This window comes from Bradyrhizobium sp. NAS96.2 (assembly GCF_001908235.1).
Taxonomy (GTDB): Bacteria; Pseudomonadota; Alphaproteobacteria; order Rhizobiales; family Xanthobacteraceae; genus Bradyrhizobium.
The window spans coordinates 1-18,954 of the sequence record NZ_LGHK01000077.1; the positions used below are offsets into that span (position 1 = coordinate 1).

Annotated in this window: 17 protein-coding genes; 9 read left to right on the forward strand and 8 right to left on the reverse strand. The window is 64.7% G+C overall.

Going from position 1 to position 18,954, the window contains the following annotated elements; translation table 11 throughout:
- Positions 1-89 precede the first annotated feature (89 nt).
- The gene (locus AC628_RS17705; RefSeq protein ID WP_074128133.1) at positions 90-1,337 is read left to right on the forward strand and encodes a cyclic nucleotide-gated ion channel; all 1,248 of its coding nucleotides are present in this window, start codon (positions 90-92) and stop codon (positions 1,335-1,337) included.
- 57 nt (positions 1,338-1,394) lie between these two features.
- Here the strand turns inward: AC628_RS17705 and AC628_RS17710 are convergent, their stop codons facing one another.
- The 3 genes from AC628_RS17710 to AC628_RS17720 all read right to left on the reverse strand — a co-directional run bounded on the left by AC628_RS17710 (position 1,395) and on the right by AC628_RS17720 (position 5,069).
- Positions 1,395-1,895: a DUF3455 domain-containing protein gene (locus AC628_RS17710; RefSeq protein WP_074128062.1), complete on the reverse strand. Its 501-nt coding sequence runs from the start codon at positions 1,893-1,895 to the stop codon at positions 1,395-1,397.
- Between the two features lie 37 nt (positions 1,896-1,932).
- On the reverse strand, positions 1,933-3,147 hold the full coding sequence (locus AC628_RS17715) for an NADP-dependent isocitrate dehydrogenase (protein WP_074128063.1): 1,215 nt from the start codon (positions 3,145-3,147) through the stop codon (positions 1,933-1,935).
- A gap of 194 nt (positions 3,148-3,341) precedes the next feature.
- A complete protein-coding gene (locus tag AC628_RS17720) occupies positions 3,342-5,069 on the reverse strand; it encodes an alpha/beta hydrolase family protein (protein WP_074128064.1) in 1,728 nt (575 codons plus the stop codon).
- 322 nt (positions 5,070-5,391) lie between these two features.
- Between AC628_RS17720 and AC628_RS17725 the strand changes: the two genes are divergently transcribed.
- Positions 5,392-6,591: a TrmJ/YjtD family RNA methyltransferase gene (locus AC628_RS17725; RefSeq protein WP_074128065.1), complete on the forward strand. Its 1,200-nt coding sequence runs from the start codon at positions 5,392-5,394 to the stop codon at positions 6,589-6,591.
- A gap of 500 nt (positions 6,592-7,091) precedes the next feature.
- Positions 7,092-8,009, forward strand: a complete 918-nt coding sequence (locus AC628_RS17730; protein WP_074128134.1) for an MBL fold metallo-hydrolase — start codon at positions 7,092-7,094, stop codon at positions 8,007-8,009.
- Between the two features lie 76 nt (positions 8,010-8,085).
- Here AC628_RS17730 and AC628_RS17735 read toward each other — a convergent pair whose 3' ends face one another.
- Positions 8,086-8,784 (reverse strand): glutathione S-transferase family protein, encoded by a 699-nt coding sequence (locus AC628_RS17735; RefSeq protein WP_074128066.1) that lies wholly within the window; start codon positions 8,782-8,784, stop codon positions 8,086-8,088.
- A 393-nt stretch (positions 8,785-9,177) separates the two neighbouring features.
- Here AC628_RS17735 and AC628_RS17740 point away from each other — a divergent pair, with 393 nt between their 5' ends.
- Positions 9,178-10,023, forward strand: coding sequence for a c-type cytochrome (locus tag AC628_RS17740; RefSeq protein ID WP_074128067.1), 846 nt, complete (start codon positions 9,178-9,180; stop codon positions 10,021-10,023).
- 84 nt (positions 10,024-10,107) lie between these two features.
- On the opposite strand, the gene AC628_RS17745 is transcribed toward AC628_RS17740, so the two are convergent.
- Positions 10,108-11,346, reverse strand: a complete 1,239-nt coding sequence (locus tag AC628_RS17745) for an ABC transporter substrate-binding protein (protein WP_074128068.1) — start codon at positions 11,344-11,346, stop codon at positions 10,108-10,110.
- Positions 11,347-11,558: 212 nt separating this feature from the next.
- Complete coding sequence (locus AC628_RS17750) at positions 11,559-12,029, reverse strand: PACE efflux transporter (RefSeq protein WP_083632975.1); 471 nt, start codon at positions 12,027-12,029, stop codon at positions 11,559-11,561.
- Here AC628_RS17750 and AC628_RS17755 point away from each other — a divergent pair.
- Positions 11,991-12,869, forward strand: coding sequence for a LysR family transcriptional regulator (locus tag AC628_RS17755; protein ID WP_074128069.1), 879 nt, complete (start codon positions 11,991-11,993; stop codon positions 12,867-12,869). The genes AC628_RS17750 and AC628_RS17755 overlap by 39 nt on opposite strands.
- 88 nt (positions 12,870-12,957) lie before the next feature.
- The gene (locus AC628_RS17760) at positions 12,958-13,686 is read left to right on the forward strand and encodes an SDR family oxidoreductase (protein ID WP_074128136.1); all 729 of its coding nucleotides are present in this window, start codon (positions 12,958-12,960) and stop codon (positions 13,684-13,686) included.
- A gap of 23 nt (positions 13,687-13,709) precedes the next feature.
- On the opposite strand, the gene AC628_RS17765 is transcribed toward AC628_RS17760, so the two are convergent.
- A complete protein-coding gene (locus AC628_RS17765) occupies positions 13,710-14,927 on the reverse strand; it encodes a GGDEF domain-containing protein (protein WP_074128070.1) in 1,218 nt (405 codons plus the stop codon).
- A gap of 224 nt (positions 14,928-15,151) precedes the next feature.
- Here AC628_RS17765 and AC628_RS17770 point away from each other — a divergent pair, with 224 nt between their 5' ends.
- Positions 15,152-16,186 carry a DUF21 domain-containing protein gene (locus AC628_RS17770; RefSeq protein ID WP_074128071.1) on the forward strand — a complete coding sequence of 345 codons (1,035 nt, stop codon included), beginning with the start codon at positions 15,152-15,154 and terminating at the stop codon, positions 16,184-16,186.
- On the opposite strand, the gene AC628_RS17775 is transcribed toward AC628_RS17770, so the two are convergent.
- The gene (locus AC628_RS17775) at positions 16,183-16,845 is read right to left on the reverse strand and encodes a TetR/AcrR family transcriptional regulator (protein ID WP_074128072.1); all 663 of its coding nucleotides are present in this window, start codon (positions 16,843-16,845) and stop codon (positions 16,183-16,185) included. The genes AC628_RS17770 and AC628_RS17775 overlap by 4 nt on opposite strands.
- A 255-nt stretch (positions 16,846-17,100) precedes the next feature.
- Between AC628_RS17775 and AC628_RS17780 the strand changes: the two genes are divergently transcribed.
- Both AC628_RS17780 and AC628_RS17785 read left to right on the forward strand, forming a co-directional pair.
- The gene (locus AC628_RS17780; protein ID WP_074128073.1) at positions 17,101-17,643 is read left to right on the forward strand and encodes an OsmC family protein; all 543 of its coding nucleotides are present in this window, start codon (positions 17,101-17,103) and stop codon (positions 17,641-17,643) included.
- A gap of 36 nt (positions 17,644-17,679) precedes the next feature.
- Positions 17,680-18,792, forward strand: a complete 1,113-nt coding sequence (locus tag AC628_RS17785; RefSeq protein ID WP_074128074.1) for an acyl-CoA dehydrogenase family protein — start codon at positions 17,680-17,682, stop codon at positions 18,790-18,792.
- Positions 18,793-18,954: the final 162 nt, after the last annotated feature.

Genomic DNA, 18,954 nt, shown 5'->3' on the forward strand with positions numbered 1-18,954 from the left:
CAGGCCGGCGGGCCCGACGGCGCCAAGGCGGACGCCGCGCTGTCTGCGATCGAGCAAGCGATGGCCGGCGCCTGACGGAGAGGCTGAACGTGGCGACGGCTCCGCTCAAGCCTACGATCAGCGATCCCGGACTGCGCAATCGTCTCTACGAGCTGCTCGAGCGCGATGATCTGCCGCATTCGGGCGGCTCGCGGTTTGCCGGGATCATCGTCGCCATCATCGCCGTCGACGTGCTGGCGGCGATCTTCGCCTCAGTACCCGAGATCGACGCGCAGTTCGGATGGCTGCTGACGGCCGTCGAGATCGCGGCGGTGGCCGCATTCGCGCTGGAATATGCCGCACGGCTCTGGAGTGTGGTCGGCCATTCCCTGCGCGACATGACGCCATTGCGGGCACGGCTCGAATACGCGCTTTCCACCCTCGGTCTCATCGACCTGCTGGCTTTCCTGCCGTCGGCCATCGCGCTCGCGATCGGCGACAAGACCGCGCTGGTGCTGTTCGGCATGCTGCCGTTCCTCAAGCTGGTGCGCTACTCGACCGCGATGCGCTCGCTGCTGGCGGCGCTGCATGCCGAGCGGCGTACGCTGTTCGGCTGCGTCGTGATCCTGACCGGCGCGGTGCTGCTGTTCGCCGCGCTGCTCTATGCCATCGAGCACAAGGTGCAGCCGGACAAGTTCGGCACCATGCCGCAGGCGATGTGGTGGGCAATCGTGACGCTCGGCACCGTCGGTTACGGTGACGTCGTCCCGGTGACGCCGCTCGGCCGCATCGTCACCGTGGTTGCGATCGTGGTCGGGTTTGCGATGATCGCGCTGCCGGTTGCGATCATCTCGACCGCATTCGCCGACGAGGTGCGGCGCCGCGATTTCATCGTGACCTGGGGCATGCTGGCGCGGGTGCCGCTGTTCTCGCACCTCAACGCCGCCGACATCGCCGACATCATGCGCCTGTTGCGGTCGCAGACCATCGAGGCCGGCGAGGTGCTGGTGCGGCGCGGCGATGCGGCGTCGTCGATGTATTTCATCACCGCCGGCGAGGTCGAGATCGACCTGCCGAGCCAGCGCGTGCGGCTTGCCGACGGCACGTTCTTCGGCGAGATCGCGCTGCTCCGGCGGACCAACCGCTCCGGCACGGTGACGGCGATGCGGAAGACCAAGCTGCTGCTGCTCGATGCGCAGGACTTCCATGCCCTGATCGAGCGCATGCCGGCACTCGCTGCCCATGTCCGGGAGACGGCGGAGGCGCGGCTCGCCGATCCGCTCATGGCCGGCGGCGACCTCGCCGCAGCAGAGATCGCCCAGCCGCCCGGCGAGGCCGATGGCGGCATCCGCGATTAGCTTTGACGCGTGTTCTTCACGCGAACAGGTATCCGCTTCGCTCGAAAACGCTTTGAATTAGTCGCGGCGCAGGAACACGTAGTCCGCCGAATACGCCGCGCTCTTCAAGGCGCCGGCCTTGTCGCAGGCGCCGCTGAGCTCGCCGCCCGAGGTGTTGATCCGCTGCACGGTGGCAACGCTCGAGAGCAGGCCATTGCCGCGGTGGGCGATCACCTCGAGCTTCAACCAGGCAATGTCTGCAGGCGTTGCGCCGGGCGCGCTGCCGGCGGTACGGGCGGTCACGGCGCTGCCGTCGACATGCTCCCAGTTCGGACCGGCATAGTGCCGGCCGACGGTGCGGCCATCGGCGATCAGGGTGGCGACCGGTTCGCGGAACGACCAGGCCAGCTTGCCGTCGGTGACCGGCTTGCACTCGTAGACCTGGACGCCCTCGGCATGGACCGACAGCACCGGCGACTCCGCCGGCGCCGCGACAGCGTCGGGCAGGGGATCGGCAGCTGATGCCGCCGACCCGGTTAGCAAAAGTGATGCGAGCACGACGGCTCTGATGAGGGCCATGGTCACGCTCGCACCTGTCTTCCCAAGACGGCAGCCGTTAGGCCGCCATCGCCTTCGCGAGATTGTCGGACACCTTGTCGAGGAATCCGGTGGTCGAGAGCCAGCGCTGGTCGGCGCCGACCAGGAGCGCGAGGTCCTTGGTCATGTAGCCTTCCTCGACGGTCGCGACGCAGACCTTCTCCAGGGTGGTGGCGAACTTCGCCAGCTCCGGATTGTTGTCGAGCTTGGCGCGGTGGGCGAGGCCACGGGTCCAGGCGAAGATCGACGCGATCGAGTTGGTCGAGGTCTCCTTGCCCTTCTGGTGCTCGCGGTAGTGACGGGTCACGGTGCCGTGGGCGGCTTCGGCTTCTACCGTCTTGCCGTCCGGGGTGAGCAGCACCGAGGTCATCAGGCCGAGCGAGCCGTAGCCCTGGGCCACGGTGTCGGACTGCACGTCGCCGTCGTAGTTCTTACAGGCCCAGACATAGCCGCCGGACCATTTCAGCGCCGAGGCCACCATGTCGTCGATCAGACGGTGCTCGTAGGTCAGGCCCTTGGCCTCGAATTCTTTCTTGAACTCGCGGTCGTAGATGTCCTGGAAGATGTCCTTGAAGCGGCCGTCATAGACCTTCAGAATCGTGTTCTTGGTCGAGAGGTAGACCGGGTAGTTGCGCAGCAGGCCGTAATTGAGCGAGGCGCGGGCGAAATCGATGATGGAGTCGTCGAGATTGTACATCTCCATCGCGACGCCGGCGCCGGGCGCCTTGAACACTTCGCGCTCGATCACCGTGCCGTCCTCGCCGACGAACTTCAGCGACAACGTGCCCTTGCCGGGGAACTTGATGTCGGTGGCGCGGTACTGGTCGCCATAGGCGTGGCGGCCGATGATGATCGGCTTGGTCCAGCCGGGAACCAGGCGCGGCACGTTCTTGCAGATGATCGGCTCGCGGAAGATCACGCCGCCGAGGATGTTGCGGATGGTGCCGTTCGGCGACTTCCACATCTGCTTCAGGCCGAACTCCTTCACCCGGGCCTCGTCGGGGGTGATGGTGGCGCATTTGACGCCGACGCCGACCTTCTTGATGGCTTCGGCGGCGTCGATCGTCACCTGGTCGTTGGTCTCATCGCGGTATTCCATGCCCAGATCGAAATAGAGCAGTTCGACATCCAGGAACGGGGTGATCAGCTTGTCCTTGATGTACTGCCAGATGATCCGGGTCATCTCGTCGCCATCGAGCTCGACGACGGGGTTGGATACCTTGATTTTTGCCATGACGGGGAGGCCCTCTTGGGAACGGCGCGCTTTTGACGGCGGGGGTGGAAAATACGCCTGCGCTATAGCACCGCCCGCGGACCGGCGGAAGCGCACCGGTTATGCACTTTCAGCCCATCTTTTCACCGAGAACCGCCATTCTGACGGCGGCTCTCGGATCCTGTCCAGCACCGGTTTTCTTCACCTGACCCCCGCTAGAATGCCACCTGCGTCGCGGTCCCGGCCACGATGTACCAGGTCACGAACATGCCGGCGATCAGGGCGCCCGGCAGGCTCGATCCGGTCCGCCGCCAGGTGAAGGTCGCGATCACGGCCACGATCGCCAGCAGCGGCACGAACTGGATCGCGACAATGGTCGAGAGCGGCACGAACCCGGGGTCCGGCACAGGATTGAACAGCTTACCGGTCAGCCACATCGTGCCGTATTGCAGCACCAGCAACACGATGAAACCCAACGTCAGCGCCAGGATGTTGGTGAGGTACAGCGCCCCTCGTGGCGCATCCATGGTCGAGAAATTCCGGTGCAGCACGTGAAGCGCCACGACGAAAAACGCCGTGAACGGAATCAGATAGATCAGGAAGATGAGGAATTGCTTCGCGCTCATCAATTTCAGCGCGACGATCCAGAATCTGAAGTCGATCTTGAAGGCGAGGTCGGCGAGCCAGAGCGCGGCATAACCCACCGCAACCGAGATCACCGCGATCACGACGGATTGACCGACGAGGCCGGCCCGGCTGGCGCGCTTGGGGGCGAACGGCATCAGGGCCAAAGTGATCAGGCCGTTGATGATGGCCCAGACCAGGATCTGGTTGGTGATGCCCTGCGGCAGGAATGCGCTCGGGGTGACGAAGGTGCCGCCGAGCGCGAAGGCCGGGTAATAGGTTAGCGCCGGGATGAAGGCGGACAGGATGAGCGCCGTGGTCCAGCGCCGGCCGCTCGCAGCCTGATGCGGCGGCATGGTGCCGTCGGCAACCGCCGGCAGCCGCAAGCGCGAGAACATCTGGGCCTCCAGCAGACCATCGAACGTCCCGATCACGAGGGCAATGAAACCGATGAGGGCGATCAGCGTGCCGATCTCCTTGCGGAACCAGATCTGGTCATCGACCGGGCGCGGCGTGCCGCCCTTCAGCGTCTTGGCGAACCAGTCGAGGCTGTAGCCGATCGCCTCATGCGAGATGTGCTCGGCCGGATGGGTCATGGCGGGGGTGTACAGCACCCGCGCGGTGCCATTGGCCGGATCGCCATAGACCTTGCCGGGCTCGACCGCGGCTTGCGTGCCGAACAGGGCCCAGAGTTTCGGGCTCGTGGTGACGTCGCGGGCAAGCTGGACGCCCCACATCAGGTCGGGGAATTCCTCATACTGCGCGAACACCAGCGCGGTGTTGCGCGGCCAGCTGGTGGTGCCCTCGGCGGCGAACGGCTTGCCGGTGGACGAGCCTTCAAGGACCATCGATTTGTAGTCGTTGGGCATCGCAGCGGCGGCCGCCAGCACGGTCCAGCCGCCCATCGAATGGCCCTCGAGCCCGATATTCTCCTTGTCGACGAAGGGCAGGCTGCGGAGATAGGTGAGGCCGTCAGGTCCGCCAAAACCGTTGGCGAAGGAGGGCGGGTCGCTGTAGCCGTGGCCGGTCTGGTCGAGCGCCAGCACGACATAGCCGCGACGGGCGAACTCGATGGCGAAGCCGTCCTGGGTCTCGCGCGAATTGATGTAGCCGTGGACGGCGAGGATGCCGGGCGCCGGGATCTGCGGCGTGGCATTGGCCGGGACGTAGAGCAGGGCGCTCATGGTGTTGCCCTTGGCGCCCTTGAACCTGACATCCTCGATCCGGATGCCATTAGCAGTCTGCGTGAAGTGGGCGAGCACGCCCCCCGCCACGATCAAGATCAGGCCCACAATCGCCAGCGTCCATCTGCCCCGCATCGTCGTCTCCCCCAAAAGTGCTTTGAAACCAAGTGCCTCGCCGTTCAACCGGCGTCTCAAGCGCGCCTTTACAGCTTCGCTTTGGTTGTGGTTGATAGCCTATCCGAAGGCGAAGCGCGCGCAAGCGGCGCCCCTCGCGTTGTGCGATCGGGATTCCAATTGAGGATTCGCAATCGCGGCTAACCCTGTTATCTGCTTGGAGAAATTGGTCCCGCGCAAAACCGGTGCAAAGCTGGTTTTGGGGACCTGTATGAGACTTTGAATCAGCCGCTTCGGAAGCTGATTCAAAATCTTCAGACGTTGAATCAGAAAGTGAAGTGAGATGTCCGGCACCGACAAGACCAAGGCAGGGCACGACCTTGCCGGTCCCGTCGTCATCCTGGTCGAGCCGCAGCTTGGCGAGAACATCGGCATGGCCGCGCGCGCGATGGGCAATTTCGCGCTGAGCCGGATGCGCATCGTCAATCCGCGCGACGGCTGGCCGAACATTGCCGCCCAGCGTGCCGCCGCTGGCGCCGACCACATCATCGGTTCCGTCGAGCTGTTCGACACCGTCGAGCAGGCGATTGCCGATCTCACGCTGGTGTTCGCGACCACCGCCCGCGCCCATGACCAGGCCAAGCCGGTGGTCGGGCCGGAAGGCGCGGCAAGCGAGATCGTCGGCCATGTCGCATCTGGCGGCGGAGCCGGCATTCTGTTCGGGCGGGAGCGTTCCGGCCTGACCAATGAGGAGGTCGCGCTTGCCAACCGCATCATCACCTTCCCGGTCAACCCGGGCTTCGCCTCGCTCAATTTGGCGCAGGCGGTGCTGTTGATGGGCTATGAGTGGTTCAAGCTCTCGACCGCGGGTGCGCTGCCGTTCGCGATGCCCGAACGGTCCGAACCGGCCTCCCAGCACCAGATGCACGCCTTCTTCGACAACCTCGTTGCCGAGCTCGACAAGGTCGAGTTCCTGCGTCCGGCCGAGAAGCGCGACACCATGCTGGTCAACCTGCGCAACATCTTCACCCGGATGGACCCGACCAAGCAGGACATGCACACGCTGCACGGCGTGGTGATGGCAATCGCCGAAGGCCGCAAGGGCCCGGCCAAGGGCGGTGTGCTCGACGGCGCCCAGGCCACGAGGCTGCGCGCGCTGCTCGCCGAGCAGGGGCAGGGCGGTGCGACGGCCGATAGCAGCAGCACGGTTCGTGGCCTCGCCCGGCTGCTCCGCCGCAACCCGACCGACGCCGAGCGGATCCTGTGGCAGGCCCTGACCCGGGATCGCCGCTTCGCCGGCCAGTTCAAGCGCCAGACCCCGGTTGGCCGCCACATCCCCGACTTCGTCTCCTTCGTGCACCGGACCGCGATCGAACTGGTCAATCCGAACGAGAGTGAGGCGATATGTGCCGACCGCGCCAAGCGCCGCGCCTGGCTCGAGGCGAGGGACTATCGGGTGGTCGACATCAAGGTGGATGATGTCGAACGCGACCTCGAAGGTGAGCTGGTGCGGCTGGAGGCGGGGCTTCAGCAAGGGCGGTGAGCGCTCGCTGTCGTTCTGTCCACGTGGCAAGAATGACGTCGAGGCACGACTCTCTCCGCACGTCGTCCTGGCGAAAGCCAGGACCCATAACCACCGCACTTGGTGATGAACGGGACCGCGGCCCCAGCGTCGCGCGAGTATTAAGATTTGGGGTAATGGGTCCTGGCTTTCGCCAGGACGACACCGCGTTTGTTCACGCTTCAATGTCAACAACTCGCAATCACGCATTCTCGCGACATGACTTGTCCGAATCTTGCCCTTCGTTCCGTCCTCTCCGTGAGCAGAGGGCGCACGGAAGGCCGGATGCCGATCGCACACATGGGTCCCGCGCAGTAAAAAACGCGGGAGGTCGCTCCACGCATACGAATCCGCATCACCAGCAATCGCTCTGCAGCGACGACAATCGCTCTGGGGCAACGGCAGGGCTGGTTCGCTAAACGTCTGTCCATTCAGCCGCAACCACGCCTCACCTCGGCGTGGTCGGTCAGCAGGAGACAGACATGAACCTACACAACCCCTCAGACGCCGTCAGATCGAAGCCCGAAGAGCTGGTTCCGTCGCGCTACGCGCTGCGGATCGGCGAGATTGACGTGCTGGTGGTCAGCGATGGCGTGCTGCCGCTCCCAACGAAGATGCTGGCGCACAATGCCGATCCGGCGGTCCGCGCGGCGTGGCTGGACGACATGTTCCTGCCGCCGGACGCATTCGACTGGGCGCTGAACGTGGTGATGGTCCGCAGCGGCGGAAAGACCATCCTGATCGACGCCGGGCTCGGGTCGGATCCTGATTTGCACCTGCCGAGGGCAGGGCAGACGATCAAGCGACTGGAGGCCGCCGGCATCGACCTTGCGTCGGTGACCGATGTGGTGCTGACCCATATGCACATGGACCATGTCGGCGGGCTTCTCGTCGACGGCGTGAAGCAGAAGCTGCGTCCGGACCTGCGGATCCACGTGGCTGCGGCCGAGGTCAAGTTCTGGGAGGCGCCGGATTTCACCCACACCGACATGCCGCAGGGATTCCCGGACGCGCTGCGGGCGACTGCCAAGCGGTTCGCGAACGAGTACCGCGACAATCTGCGGACCTTCGATGAGCAGCACGAAGTGGCGCCGGGCGTGGTTGTCCGTCGCACCGGCGGCCACACCCCGGGGCACAGCGTGGTTCGCATGGCATCCGGCGGCGAGGCGCTCACATTCGCCGGCGACGCGGTGTTCGCGGTCGGGTTCGACCAGCCCGAATGGCATAACGGCTTTGAGCACGACCCCGAGGAGGCGGCGCGCGTTCGAATCCGCCTGTTGCGGGAGCTGGCCGAAAGCGGCGAACTGTTGGTGGCGACGCATATGCCGTTCCCATCGATCGGCCATGTCGCCGTCGCCGGCGAGGCCTTTCGTTGGGTCCCGGCGTTCTGGGACTACTGATCGTATGGCGGGTTAGAGCTGAGCCGGGGCGCGTGCTCATATGTTGACGAGTTCGCGCCCTGGGCGGAGCCGGGCGCTATGCGACGCCAGTGACCACCGCGTGGATGGCCCGGCAGTGCTGCGCCAGCGCGTCGTGAGCGACAACGAACTCCTTCAACGGCGTGTCGATGTCGTAGAAGTAAATGTTGGCCACGAAGCCATAGATGCCGGCGTCGATGGACGTCGGCGTGTTGCCATGCAGATAGCCTTGCCGCGGGATCAGGCTCGCCAGTGCGGCGAGATCGGCGAGCCCGCGGGCCATTGCGGCGTCGGGCTCGAAGCGGCCGATGCCATGGTAATGGTAGCGCTGCGCGTTGAACTCCCTGGCCTTCATCAAGCCGTCGTCGGTGAGGTCGGGATGCTCACGCTTCAGCGCATCGCGGAACTTGGGCCAGTAGCGCTCGTCCTTCCAGCGCGAGTAGGACATCACCCAGTAGAGATCGTCGAGCGTGCGTGTGACGAGGAGATTGGTCGTGCGTTGCACCGGCGTCAGCGCCGCATCCAGCGTCACGCCGTATTTTTCGGTGACATAGCTGAGGATGGTCTCGCTGTCGCCGACGGTGTCATCGCCGTCGACGATATAGGGCAATTGCTGGCGCGGTGCCTTCGATGCATCAAAAATGTGCTCATGCCGGAACGGCACGCCGGCGAGCTTGAGAAAAGCGAATACCTTCAGACCATAGCCATTGTTGTCGGCGACGCCGAACAACGGCGGATAGGAATAGAGCGTGAGCATGGCGGCGGCTCGTCACGTTCAGGATGGACGAAGGTACCTCAAGAACGATCGGATGGAAACGCTAGCCAACCGCGCTGTGCTCGGGCGGATAGCGATTGGTCGGTGCGGCGTTGATCCTGATGTCTCGCGCCCCGAATTTCGGCGGCGTCATGTTGGCTTCTCAAACACGTAAAATCTGCTAGATTTTGTCTGGCCAGCCCTCGGCAGTCACGTGCCGAAAGAAAGGGCGGCGATCGTACCATTGATCCGCGCGCCCCTTTTTCTTGCGCGTCGGCTATCTCGATTTGCGCACGGCCTCGTTGGCACCCGTGCGCGCATTTCGTTGACGAACCTTTTGAAGCCAGAAATCGATCAGAGTTCTATCGGCATATTTAATTGATTGGAGGCGTCGTCATGATCCGTATCGGATCGTTAGCGCTCGTTATCGGCGCGGTATTGACCAGCCCGGCCAGCGCACAATCGGACCTAGTCGAGCGCGGTGATTATCTGGTCAATGGCATCCTGGCCTGCGGCAACTGCCACACGCCGAAGGGGCCATCGGGGGATATCCCGGATAAGGCATTTTCCGGCGGCGCGTCGTGGGATGAGCCACCTTTCAAGGTCACCGCCCCGAACGTGACGCAGGACAAGGAAACCGGCATCGGCAATTACACCGACGCCGAGCTCAAGCAACTGCTGCGGAAGGGCGTCAAGCGCAACGGCGTACGTGTCGCCATGGTCATGCCAAGCGGCTTCTACGAGATCATGACGGACCGGGATATCGATGCGGTGATCGCTTATCTGCGGACGCTCAAGCCGATCAAGAATGCGGTGCCGGAGCCAATCTACAGGATAGCGCAAGGACATCCAGTCCCACCGGGCGGTGAAAGCCCGTACACCGAGGCGATGTTGAGCGACAAGGTGCAGCAAGGCTTCTACCTCGTTACTATCGCGCACTGCATGGCGTGTCATACGCCGATGGGACCGCAAGGGCTGGAATTCGCAACCAAGCTCGGCGCCGGCGGCAGGAATTTTCCGGGAGCATGGGGCTTGTCGGTTTCCAGGAATATCACCTCGAGCAAGACGAAGGGCATCGGCGGCTGGACTGATGACGCGATCAAACGCGCCATCACTCAGGGCGTCAGCAACGATGGCGGCAAGCTCAATCCGCCCATGGGCTTCCATTACTACGCCACTCTGGCAACTGCCGACCTCGACGCCGTCGTCGCCTATTTGCGTACGGTGCCGGCAAAAGAATAGTCTGACAGCCGCTTCTTCCGGGCAATGACGATGGAGAGGCGCAGACCCGGTGAGGGTCCGCGCCTCGCATATCGCCTGCTGCGATCAGGCCTTCGAGATGCCGCCGTCGATCACCGGTCCCATCGGCTCGTAGCGTTCGCCGCTGAAGCGCGTCAGTTGCAGTTGCTCGAGCGGATAGTAGTCGGTCGGCGAGGTGTTGATCTTGATGCCCGGCAGCAACATGTCGGATTCGACGTCCTTCAGGTTTGCCGCCTGCTTGATGATGTTTTCGGACGAGACGTCATCGCCGCACTGCTTGAGCACCTGAACCAGGATCTGGCTGGTGAGATAGCCTGTGACCGCGTAGATGTCGTTCTTGGCGGCCGCCGGATCGTATTTGTCGAGGAAGGCACGCCATTTCCGGATCGCGGGATCGCTGTCCCAGGCCGCGTCGACGGGATCCTTCAGGTAGGCGCTCGAGATGATTCCCTTCGACACGTCGAAGCCCGCGGCCTTCAGCGTCGAGCCCGCGGAGGAGGCGTTGTTGCCGATGTAGTGCACCGGCTGCCAGCCGAGCTCGGCGATCTTCTTGATGCCTTGGGCGGCGAATTTCGGCGTGGTCATGCTCATGAACACATTCGCACCGGCGGATTTGCAGCGCACGACCTGGCTGTCGATCGTTGGGTCCGCGGATTCGTAGGACAGCTCGGCAACGATCGCAGACGTCTTGGTGCCAAGTCCGTCCTTGAAACCCTTCAGCACGTCGCGGCCGAAATCGTCGTTCTGGTAGACAATGCCGATCTTGGCATCCGGTTGTGTCGCGAGAACGTGCTGTGCGAAGGCGCGTCCTTCGATCTGGTAGCAGGGCTGGAAACCCATGGTGTAGGGGAAATTCTTGTAGTCGCCGAACTTGGTCGCGCCCGAGGCGATGAAGAGGTGGGGGACCTTCTTCAGGTTCATGTATTTCATGATCGCCGCATTGGTGGGCGCGCCGAGCGGCGCGAACAGCACGTCGATCTCGTCGCCTTCGACCAGCTTGCGCGCCTGCTCGACGGTCTTGGCCGGGCTGTAGGCGTCGTCATAGGTGATGTACTTGATCATGCGGCCGTTGATGCCGCCTTGCTCGTTGATCATCTTGAAATAGCCGCCGGGTGTGCGGCCGATCGACGAATAGACCGCAGCCGGTCCCGAATAGGCGTCGATGTTGCCGATCACAATCTCGGTCTTGCCCTCCATCTTGCCCTTGGCGATTGCGGGCCTGCCGAGCAGCAGCGCGGCCGACGTGGCGGCAGCGCCCTTGATGAGCTGGCGGCGGGTCGGCTGGATCGAACGGTTCCTTGGCATTGTAGTCCTCCGCTTCTTCTTGTTGGCCGTTTTGGCAGCCTCTGACGGGCATCTCGGCTTTAAGCATTCCACTGTCTCGAGCCGGATCGGACCAGTCTAGGAGAGGAGTGCGTCCGGACTTGTGTGCAGTCGCTATCGTTTGGAATATTGGCGCGGTGTCAGGATCCGGAGCGGCGCGGCGGATCGGATGATCCGAGCCGCGCCGCGGCCGATCAGGCCGGCAGTGCCCGGCCTGCCGCGCGACTCTTCGCCTTGAGCTGAGGTAGCGGGAAGGCGCGGTCGTAGGCGATGTTGAACACGAATGCGTAGACCAGATAGAACGCGACGATCGAGATATCCATCATCAGCGCGGCCCACAGCGAGATGCCGAGATACCAGGCGACGAACGGGATCAGCAGCACAATCAGGCCGGCCTCGAACAGCATCGCGTGCGCAACGCGGATCGGCATCGTCTTGACGACACGGCCGGTGAAGCGGACCAGCGCGTGGTCGAAGCCGAGATTGAACGGCAAGTTCCAGATCGTCGCCACCGTCGCCGAGACGACGCCGATGACGCCCATATGGGCGACCGGCTGATTGAACAGCCAGGCGGATGCCGGCGTGAAGATGGCGATACCGATCAGTTCGAACAGGACTGCGTGTCCATGGACCAGCTCGAATCCTTCGTGGCGGCGGCCGAGCAAGGCTCGTTCTCCGGCGCGGCGCGACTTCTGAAGAAGGCTCAATCAGCGGTCAGCACGCACGTCGCGAATTTGGAAACCGACCTCGGCATTGCGCTGTTCGATCGGACCGGCCGCAACCCGGCGCTGACCGAAGCGGGTGCGCGATTGTTGCCGGAAGCAAAATTGATCCTAGATCGCCGCGAGCACCTGATCGGCGTTGCCAGCAGCTTCGAGGCGCATGTCGAGAAGCGCCTGGTGGTGGCGATCGACGAGCTCTATCCGGAGAGCGCGGTCGGCGAGCTGTTTGCGGAATTCGCCACGCGCTTCCCGCATGTCGAGCTCGAGCTGCTGTTTCCGATCATGGAGGACGTCAGCCGCCTCGTGCTCGACGGCAAGGCCGATGTCGGCGTGATGTGGCGGCAGGAGCAGCTGCCGCCCGAGCTCGGCTTCAAGACCATCGGCTGGGTTCCGCTGCAGCTCGTGTGCGGCAAGAACCATCCACTCGCGCATGGGCGGGTGGACTGGGAGGAATTGAAGCGGCATCGCCAGATCATGGTCACGGTGCGCAACGAGGGAACCGAGCGGCATCGGCTGCGTGTCGCGGCGGAGGTGTGGTGGGTCGAGAGCCATTGGGTGATCCTGCAGATCCTCAAGCACGGTGTCGGCTGGGCGCTGATCCCGGCGCACATCATGGCGAGCTCGCAGGTCGCCGAGGACCTCGCCATTCCCGAGCTGGAATTCGACGAGGGCGCGCATCCCGTCGCGCTCGAAGTGGTCTGGCACAAGCAGCGGCCGGCGGGGCCGGCGGCAAAATGGCTGCGCCGCCGTTTCGCCACGCGGCCGCCGATGCTCCGTCTGTGAGCGCCGGACACGCGCATCGCATGGGAGCTGACATCGCGACCGCGATGTGTTGCCATGCGCGCAGCACTGACCTGACAGGGTGAAGACGATGGTGAAGCAATTGGAAGGCAAGGTCGCGGCGGTGACCGGGGCGGCGTCCGGCATCGGACTTGCGAGCAGCGAGGCGATGCTGGCGGCCGGTGCGCGCGTGGTGATGGTCGACCGCGACGCCGCCGCGCTCGCGGCGCTCGCTGGCACGCATGGCGATGCGGTGATCCCGCTGGTCATCGACCTGCTCGACCCGAAGGCCTGCGCGACGCTGCTGCCGCGCGTGCTGGAGAAAGCCGGCCAGCTCGACATCCTGCATGCCAATGCCGGCATCTATGTCGGCGGCGACCTCGTCGATGCCGACAGCGCCGCCATCGACCGGATGCTGAACCTCAACGTCAACGTCGTGATGAAGAACGTGCACGACGTGCTGCCGCACATGATCGCGCGGGCGACCGGCGACATCATCGTCACGAGCTCGCTGGCCGCGCATTTCCCGACGCCATGGGAGCCGGTCTATGCGTCGTCGAAATGGGCGATCAACTGCTTCGTGCAGACGGTGCGACGCCAGGTGTTCAAGCACGGCATCCGCGTCGGCTCGATTTCGCCCGGGCCGGTCATCACCTCGCTGCTCGCCGACTGGCCGGCCGAGAAGCTCGCGGAGGCCAGGGAATCGGGCAGCCTGCTCGAGCCCAGCGAGGTCGCCGAGGTCGTGATCTTCATGCTGACCCGCCCGCGCGGCATGACCATCCGCGACGTCGTGATGCTGCCGACGAATTTCGATCTTTAGCGCGACGGCCGCTGGACCTCGTCTCAGGCGGCGCCGCGATCGAGCGCCGGCGCGGGGGCCTTCTTCGTCAGCCGGCGCAGCGCCGCGACGTTGGTGGCGACCGAGGCCAGGCGGCATTGGGCCTTGCCGGCGGATTTGGCTTCATAGAGCGCGGCGTCGGCAACCGCCAGCAGCTCTTCGGCCTCGGTGCCGTGCTCGGGCGATACCGCGACACCGACACTGACGCCGACCTTCGCAAAGATGCCGTCGGCGAGCCGGTAGGGCATCGTAACGGCCTGGATGATGCGATGGCCGACGGCGAGCGCCTGCTCGGCGGTGACGCCGTTCGCCAGCACCACGAATTCGTCGCCGCCAAGCCGTGCGATCACGTCGGTCTCCGGCAGCGCGCGCCGCAGCCGCTCGGCGGCCAGCATCAGCACCTGGTCGCCGGCCGCGTGGCCATAGGTGTCGTTGACCGGCTTGAAATTATCGAGGTCGAAGAACAGCAGCGCGAACGGCCTGCCGTGTCCGGCTGAGGTCTCGAGCTTGGCGTTCAGCGCGGCGACGAAACCGGCGCGATTGCGCAGGCCGGTGAGGGTGTCGTGATGGGCGAGGTGGCCGTTCTCGCGCTCGGCGCGCATGGTCGCGATCAGCATCTTGTTGAGGCGGAAGGCTGCGACCGTCATCGCCGTGAGATACAGCGGCACCTGCAGGAAGACGATGAACAGCAGCGGCTCGCCGGCAAGCGCCGCACCCGGCACGATCGGGCCGAGGCTGAGCAGGATCATGGTTCCGGCGAGGCGGGGGGCGCTGAAGTTGCGGAAGCAGATGCCGCCGACCATCGCCGCAGCGGACAGCGAGGCCAGCATCGCGACCACCCAGTCGCCGCTGGCAAGGCTGATCAGGATGCCGAAGCCGACGCTGGCGCTCCAGGCGATCGCAAGCACGAGGTGCAGATCGGTCGGCGTCGGCCGCCGCTCGCGCGCCGCGCGATGCGCAGCCACCAGCACCGCCAGTCGCGACAGGCAGATGACGAGTTCGAGGACGACCCAGGTGATGAACCATGCGGTCGGCTCGCGGATCGCAATCACGGCCGCGACTGCGACCGTGTTGACGGCGCCGGCCGCGAATACCGGCAGCGAGCCGTAGAGATCGCCGATCAGCGCCGCGCGGATGTCGTCAGGCACGCCGGGTCCGGCGTCGGCGAGCCAGCGCGTCACGCCCCAGCGCGGCTGGCCATATCGTCCTTTTTCGGACTGCATTGTTCTTGCCCCGTACTTTCAGCTGGCAAGAAACCCGACCGGCCCTAACAGGTCTCTAAGGCCGTCCCAGATCACGCAACGTGATTGACGAGCCGTAAATCCGCTCCGCGTCGCTGCGTCATCCGGCCGCAGCGATTGCCGCCGCATCAACGTCCGGTCATTCGGCTGTCACCTCGTTCGACTGTGATGGCGGCGCGAAGCCGCAACAGCGAGGCGGGGCATTCATGGCTTATCTTGGGGTCATCGCGACCTGGATCGGGATTGCCGCCTGCATTTTGCAGTCGGCGCTGTTCGCCGGCCTCAATCTCGCGGTGTTCGACCTCAGCCTGCTGCGGCTGCAGATCGAGGCGGACAGCGGCAACCGCGATGCGGTGCGGGTGCTCGAGCTGCGCAAGAGCGCCAACCAGATCCTGGCCACCATCATCTGGGGCAATGTCACCACCAACGTGCTGCTGACGCTGCTGTCGGATTCGGTGCTGGCGGGTGTCGGCGCGTTCGTGTTCTCAGCCTTCGCCATCACGCTGCTCGGCGAGATCTTCCCGCAGGCATATTTCTCGCGCAACGCGCTGGCGATGACCGCGCGGTTTCTGCCGTTCCTGAATTTCTATCGCATCGTGCTGTTCCCGCTGGCGAAGCCGACCGCTGTCGTGCTCGACTGGTGGCTCGGGGCGGAAGGCATCACCTATCTGCGCGAGCAGGACATCAGGCAGATGATCGCCCGCCACGTCGTCGACGGCGGCGACATCAGCCGCCTGGAGGCGACCGGCGCGCAGAACTTCCTCGACCTCGACGACGTCTCGGTCTGCGACGAGGGCGAGGTGATCGATCCCGAGAGCATCCTGAGCCTGCCGCTCGCCAATCAGCGCTGCGTGCTGCCGAAATTCGACCGCGTGCCCGACGATCCGTTCCTGCGCCGGATCGATGCATCGGGGATGAAATGGGTGATCGTGACCGACCTCGCCGGCGAGCCGGTGTTCGTGCTCGACGCCCATCACTTCCTGCGCGACGCGCTGTTCAACCAGCTCGAGAGCGATCCGACCGCCTATTGGCACCGGCCGATCATCGTGGGCGACGCCAAGGCGCGGCTTGGCGATGTGATCGGGCTGATGAAGGTGGTGCCTGAGACGCCGGGCGACGACGTGATCGAGCACGATTTGATCCTGGTGTGGAGCGGGCAGAAGCGCATCATCACCGGCTCGGACCTGCTCGGGCGGCTGCTGCGCGGCATTGCGACCGTGGAGAAGCGGTCGGCGGCCTAGACCGCGAGCAACTGTTCCGTCGCGCTGCCCGCGCGCTTGGCCTTCTTCAACTTGGCCGGGGCGAACAGGTTGCTTGCGGCGAGACCCGCGGTATCTGCGACCGCTGGATCACCCGACACCATGGCGGCGACGATGGCGCCGTCGATCAACAGCGCGAGCTGGTGCGCCAGCACGGCAGGCTCGGTCGCGCCCATCTCGGCGGCGAGCTTCTCGATATGCGCCAGCACCACCTTCTTGTGCTTCAGCGCGATGTTGCGGAACTGCTTGGCGTCCTTGTCGTGCTCGGCGACCGCGTTGATGAAGGGGCAGCCGTAGAAGCGTTCCTCGGCGAACCAGCTCTTCAGGGCAGGGAAGATCCGCGACAGCTTGGTCTGCGGATCGCCGCCACCGCCCTCGATCGCGCCGATGAACCATTCGCGCCACTGCCGGCCTTCGCTCTCCAGCACCGCATGCACGAGGTTGGTCTTCGAGCCGAACAATTTGTAGAGCGTGGTCTTCGCGGTGCCGGCCTCGTCGATGATCGCATCGATGCCGGTGGCGTTGATGCCGTTCTTGCAGAACAGATGCGTCGCCGCATTGAGCAGGCGTCCGCGCGCCGATTCATCGTCGCCGGCGGCGAACGCCGCGGCAGGTTTTTTCTTCGCAAGCGATTTGGCCATGTGCGGCAGTAAATCGGAGCGCGGCGAAATCATCAAGCCGCATCTTCATGCGCGCCTTCCTGCGCTGAAAATAATCGCAAGCCCGCGGCATCTGCTTGGCGATTGAGCAAGACGGCGCTGATCAATTCGCAGGCAGGCGCGCGTAAGCGCCTGCGGAATTTCGCCTTTTGATTTGCGGCGGGACTGGCACGCTTCGTGCAGGAAACAGACCGTTCGGTATCCTGACCATTTCCATCGCTCCCAGGGAGAAAACTGATGACCGCTGTCGCCCAGAAAACCGCACTGACCGGCTGCCTCGCGCCGATCGACAGAGGCGGGCTCGAGCAGCTCATTGCCAACGGCAAGGCCAACCCGAAGGTCATCAAGACCTTGAAGTGCAAGACGGTAGCCGAGGGCAAGTTCCGTCACGCCAACTACATCCGCAACCTCGCGCCCTATATCGTCGACGAGCCGCCGGGCCTGCTCGGCGACGACACCGCGCCCAATCCCTCTGAAGCCTCACTTGCCGCGCTCGGCTCCTGCCTTGCGGTCGGCCTGCACGCCAACGCCGTGCATCGCGGCTGGATCGTCAACAAGCTCGAGCTCGAGCTCGAGGGCGATCTCAACATCACCGCGGTGTGGGGCACCGGCGACGTCAGCGAGAAGCCGGTCGGTTTCACCGATGTCCGCGTCAAGGTCGACATGGAATGCGAGGGCGTCTCCAGGAGCGAGATCGACGCGCTGGTGGCGCATGTGAAGAAGTGGTCGCCGGTCGCCAACACCTTCACCCGTCCCGTCAATCTCGAGGTCGGCGCTTAAGCGTCCGACCGGCAATTCAAGGTGCGGAGATCATCCATGACTTCACTGGCTTTATCGCGGGTCGCAGCGCGAGATCCCGCACCGACCATCGCGGGCGAGGTCGCACGCCTCGCCCGTCAGGAACTGGCGCCGCTCGCATCCGCGATCGATGCCGGTTCGGTCTATCCCGGCGAATTCCTGCGCCGGCTCGGCGAGGTCGGCGCGTGGAGCAGCCATGTGCCGCAGGAGGGCCCCGCCGACCTGCGCTGGGCCATCCAGTCGATGGCCGCGATCGGCGAGGTCTGCGGCGCCACCGCCTTCATGGCCTGGTGCCAGAACACGTTGGTCTGGTACGTCGCCAATTCCACCAATTTGAAGCTCGCCGCGCGCTTCGGCGACTGCTTCTCTCGCGGGCGCGTGCTGGGCGGCACCGGGCTCTCCAACCCGATGAAGAGCTTCTTCGGCATCGAGCGGCTGAAGCTCAGGGGTCGCAAGGTCGACGGCGGCTACATCGTTCGCGGCGCGCTGCCCTGGGTGTCGAACCTCGGGCCCGGCCATTACTTCGGCACGATCTTCGAGCGCGAGGACGAGGAGGGCGGGACAGTGATGTTCCTGGCCGATTGCTCCGACCCCGCGATCACGCTGACGCCGTGCAAGCCGTTCCTGGCGATGGACGGCACCGGCACCTACGGCGTCCAGTTCCGCGACGTGTTCGTGCCGGATGAATTGATCCTCGCCGAGCCGGCCGCTCCCTTCGTCAAGAAGATCCGCGCCGGATTCATCCTGCTGCAGGCCGGCATCGGCCTCGGCTTGATGCGGGACTGCATCAACATCATGGACGAGGTCCATGCGCCGCTCGGTCACGTCAACCGCTATCTGCCGCAGCAGCCGCTGCAATTCCGCGAGCTCTATGCCGAGTTCGAGAAGGAGGCGATGACGCTGGCGAGCGATCCCTACAACGCCGACGACAGCTACTGGCGCCGCGTCGTCGCGCTCCGCCTGCGGATCGGCGATGCCAGCGTCGCGGTCGCGCATGCGGCGATGCTCCATTGCGGCGCGCGCGGCTACCTGATGAGCCACCGCGCCCAGCGCAGGCTGCGCGAAGCCTATTTCGTCGCCATCGTTACGCCCGCCACCAAGCAGCTGCGCAAGATGCTGGCGGACGGCTGAAGCATGATCCGGAAAAGTGGAAACCGGTTTTCCCTCACGACAAAACGCGGAACGCGTTTGCGCGGAGATCATGCTCAAACAAGGGTTTGGATCATGATGCGCGCATCATGATCCAACGGAGTTCGGGACCACCACAACTGCAACCGCAAACAGGAGAGAGCC